This window comes from Flavobacterium sp. (assembly GCF_043779715.1).
In the GTDB taxonomy this organism is placed as follows: Bacteria; Bacteroidota; Bacteroidia; order Flavobacteriales; family Flavobacteriaceae; genus Flavobacterium.
Map to the genome: position 1 here is coordinate 1 of NZ_JAYWDT010000113.1, position 3,686 is coordinate 3,686.

A 3,686-nucleotide genomic window follows, 5' to 3' on the forward strand; every position below is an offset into this window, starting at 1 on the left:
TGGAGATAAAAAGTATTTCGATTTTGGAATTTCGAACGAAAATCAAGGAAAAAATCTAAATAACGGCTTGTGTTTTTGGAAAGAAAGCTTCGGAGGAAGCACAATTGTTCAGGATTTTTATGAAGTAAAAACGAGTAATTATATTTTATTAGACAATGTAATATTATGATTCGATTTTTAGATTTAAATAAAATTAATAAACCTTACGAAACTGCTTTTCAAGAAAAGTTGAAATCCGTAATGAATTCTGGCTGGTATATTTTAGGTAATGAAGTAAAAATTTTCGAAGAAAATTTTGCCAATTATTGCCAAACCAAACACTGCATCGGAGTTGGAAATGGTTTAGATGCTTTGGTGCTTATTTTTAAAGCTTATATTCAGTTAGGAAAACTACAAAAAGGAGATGAAGTTATTGTTCCTGCAAATACTTATATTGCTAGTATTCTAGCCATCTTACAAGCGGATTTAATTCCTGTTTTGGTCGAGCCAAAATTAGAAACTTACAATATAAATCCTGATTTAATTTCAGAGAAAATAACATCTAAAACCAGAGCAATTCTTGCAGTTCATCTTTACGGGCAATTAGTCGATATGAATGCTATAAACGAAATAGCAAATCAGCATAACTTATTGGTAATAGAAGACGCAGCACAAGCTCATGGAGCAAAAAACAATTACGACCCGAGCGATAGCGAACAGGCGAAGCAATTACGAAATAATAATGTCCAAGCTTACAGTTTTTATCCAGGGAAAAATTTAGGTGCTTTGGGTGATGGCGGCGCAATTACTACAAACGATGATGATTTAGCAAAAACCATAAAATCATTACGAAATTATGGCTCAGAAACTAAATATTACAATGATTTTATTGGTGTAAATTCTAGATTAGACGAACTTCAAGCAGCTTTTTTGAATGTAAAACTATCTGATTTAGATTCGGATAACGAAAAAAGACGAATCGTAGCAAAACGTTATATTTCAGAGATAAAAAATGATAAGATTATTTTACCTTTTTGGGATAATACCTTCAATCATGTTTTTCATTTGTTTGTTGTTAGAACTCAAAATCGAGAAAAACTGCAACAGTACTTGTTAGAAAACGGAGTTGAAACACTTATACATTATCCCATTGCGCCACACAAACAAAATGCTTTATCTAGTTATAACAATTTGTCTTTTCCTATTACCGAAAAAATGCATGAAGAAGTTTTAAGCTTGCCTATAAGTCCAGTTATTGCAGATGATGAAATTGGTTTTATTATCAAAATTTTAAATCAATATTAATTGAATTTCTTAAAAAATATCGTTTCGTCACAACTATTTAAAATCACTTCTTTAAATAGTATTAGTGTACTTATTAAGATAGGAATTGGACTAATCACTTCGAAAGTTTTGGCTATTTTCGTTGGTCCAACAGGAATGGCTTTGGTGGGGAATTTGCGTAACTTTTTAACTTCGGTAGAAAGTGTTTCGACTTTAGGTTTCCAGAACGGAATTGTAAAATATGTTGCCGAAAATGAAGAAGATAATCTTCAATTCAAAAAAATATTTTCCACCTTATTTTTTAGTTTGCTAACTGTTACGATTGTTATAAGTAGCACTTTGTTTTTGTTTGCTAATTACTGGAATCAAGTTGTTTTTGGGAATAATTTAGAATACTCTTATGTATTTAAAGTATTGGCGATTGTCTTACCATTATATGCTTCTTCGTTATATTTAGTGGCTATTATAAACGGATTAGGACGATTTAAAGCAGTCATTTATATTAATATTATAGGAAATATTATAGGACTTTTTGTTACTTTATTATTTATTTGGAAATGGTTGGTTCTCGGCGCTTTATTAGCAATCATTATTACACCATCATTATTATTTTTTGTTACGGTTCGTTATATTTCTAAAGAAATTTCGATAAAAAATGCCATCAGTTTTAGCTTATTTGATTTTAAAATTATAAAAAACCTATCCCATTATTTTCTTATGGCTTTGGTTTCAGGGATTTTTGGACCGATAGTTTTTTTAGTCATTCGGAATCAAATTATTGATACTGTTGGTATAAAAGAAGCCGGTTTTTGGGAAGCAATGACTAGAATTTCTACATATTATTTACTTTTTGTAAACACTTTACTTACGGTATATTATTATCCAAAATTAGTGTTGGCAAAAACCAATGAAGAAACAAAATTAGTGTTTTGGAGCTTTTACAAAAATGTGTTGCCTTTATTTGCTGTTGGATTATTTATCATTTATTTGTTTCGAGGTATAATGATAAAAATCCTTTTTACTCAAGATTTTGAGCCAGTTTCTGATTTGTTTTTGTGGCAATTGGTTGGCGATTTTCTAAAAGCAGCTTCTTGGATTTTAGGTTTTCAGTTTTTTGCAAAAAAGATGACAAAATCATTTATTGTAACAGAGATTTTATCATTACTAATACTTTATTTTTCTAGTATTTATTTTATTAGTATTTTTAAAATAGAAGGTGTTGTTATAGCACACGCCTTTACTTATGGTATTTATTTGTTAGTTTTGGGAATTTATTTTAGAAAGAGTTTAGTGTAAAGAACTTCCTATTTTGCTAGTTTTAGCATTTCGACATCTCCTTTTCCAGATCCGTAAACAGTAATTGATTCAAATTCATTTAGATTTAAAACTGAATTTATTCTATTCACTTTTTCTATTCCGTAGCAGTTTTTGCTTACAAATTCGCCAGTTATTTTATTATTTTCAATTTCAATTTGAGTTCCTATTACTGGAACTGAAAATTGCTTACTCCAAGGCTCAATCCATTCAGGAATAGAAGCTGTTACAATATAAACGGTATGATTTAATTTTAAATGATTGATAAATTGCTCGTAAATTTTTTCATTCAAATCAGCATTAATTTTTTGTAAGGCAAAATCATTACATTTTATTGTGAAATCATTATAATTTGTGTTTTTTAAAAAATGTTTAATAAATTTTTGCTTGGCTTTTTCATTAGATATAATTCCCAATTTGAAACCAATTAAGTACTGAGAAATCATAAATAAACCGATATAAAAATTCAGTTTTCCTTTACTGAATTTTGTAAATTCTAACAAACTGTCTTTTTTGTAAAGCGTACCGTCAAAATCAAATAAAGCTAGTATTTTCATTATTTATTAAAATAAAGTAAATAACTCATTAGTATAACCCAGCAAAGGATTGTTATTTGAAGAAATCTATCTTTCAAGACTATTTTTGTAGGAGAATAAGTAGATTGTTCTACTAAAGCCAACTTCAAATAACGGAAAATACCATTTATCACAAAAATTATAGATAAATATAAAAGTTTTGAGTGATAGTTGTCTTTATTCTCAGGTGAAATGCAATAAAAAATGTAGCAAACAATAATTATTGAAGCTAATATTCCTAAAATGGTATCTATAAAAGAAAGACTATAACCTTCAATGTTTTTACGAACATTTTTACCATCTAATGATAAAACTACATCGGTTCTTCTTTTAGAAATTCCTAAAAATAATGCCAATAAATAGGTTATGAGCAAAATCCAAACAGAAGGTTCTATATTAGAAACTGAAGCACCTGCTAAAATTCGCAATACAAAACCAATAGAAATTATGTTTACATCTAGAATTGTAATGTGTTTGAGCCATTTTGAATACAAAATATTTAGTAAAATATAAATTGCAATTATAACAAACAAT

The 3,686-nt window shown here is 28.4% G+C and carries 4 protein-coding genes and 1 pseudogene; 3 read left to right on the forward strand and 2 right to left on the reverse strand.

What is annotated here, in order from left to right; translation table 11 throughout:
* From ACH2BG_RS06005 to ACH2BG_RS06015, 3 genes and pseudogenes are all read left to right on the forward strand, one after another.
* Nucleotides 1-169 (forward strand): annotated as a pseudogene (locus tag ACH2BG_RS06005) (GNAT family N-acetyltransferase); the annotation flags it as partial.
* Nucleotides 166-1,284, forward strand: a complete 1,119-nt coding sequence (locus ACH2BG_RS06010) for a DegT/DnrJ/EryC1/StrS family aminotransferase (protein ID WP_395046812.1) — start codon at nucleotides 166-168, stop codon at nucleotides 1,282-1,284. The pseudogene ACH2BG_RS06005 and the gene ACH2BG_RS06010, both read left to right, overlap by 4 nt.
* A complete protein-coding gene (locus ACH2BG_RS06015; RefSeq protein WP_395046813.1) occupies nucleotides 1,285-2,559 on the forward strand; it encodes an O-antigen translocase in 1,275 nt (424 codons plus the stop codon).
* Nucleotides 2,560-2,567: 8 nt separating this feature from the next.
* Here ACH2BG_RS06015 and ACH2BG_RS06020 read toward each other — a convergent pair whose 3' ends face one another.
* Nucleotides 2,568-3,134, reverse strand: a complete 567-nt coding sequence (locus ACH2BG_RS06020; RefSeq protein WP_395046814.1) for an HAD family hydrolase — start codon at nucleotides 3,132-3,134, stop codon at nucleotides 2,568-2,570.
* On the reverse strand, nucleotides 3,134-3,686 hold a 553-nt coding region (locus ACH2BG_RS06025; protein ID WP_395046815.1), incomplete at its 5' end, for a UbiA prenyltransferase family protein. The genes ACH2BG_RS06020 and ACH2BG_RS06025, both read right to left, overlap by 1 nt.

Bases quoted from the DNA above. Each gene is read 5' to 3' on its own strand.
- ACH2BG_RS06010 (WP_395046812.1), top strand. From the start codon at position 166: ATGATTCGATTTTTAGATTTAAATAAAATTAATAAACCTTACGAAACT.
- ACH2BG_RS06020 (WP_395046814.1), bottom strand. From the start codon at position 3,134: ATGAAAATACTAGCTTTATTTGATTTTGACGGTACGCTTTACAAAAAA.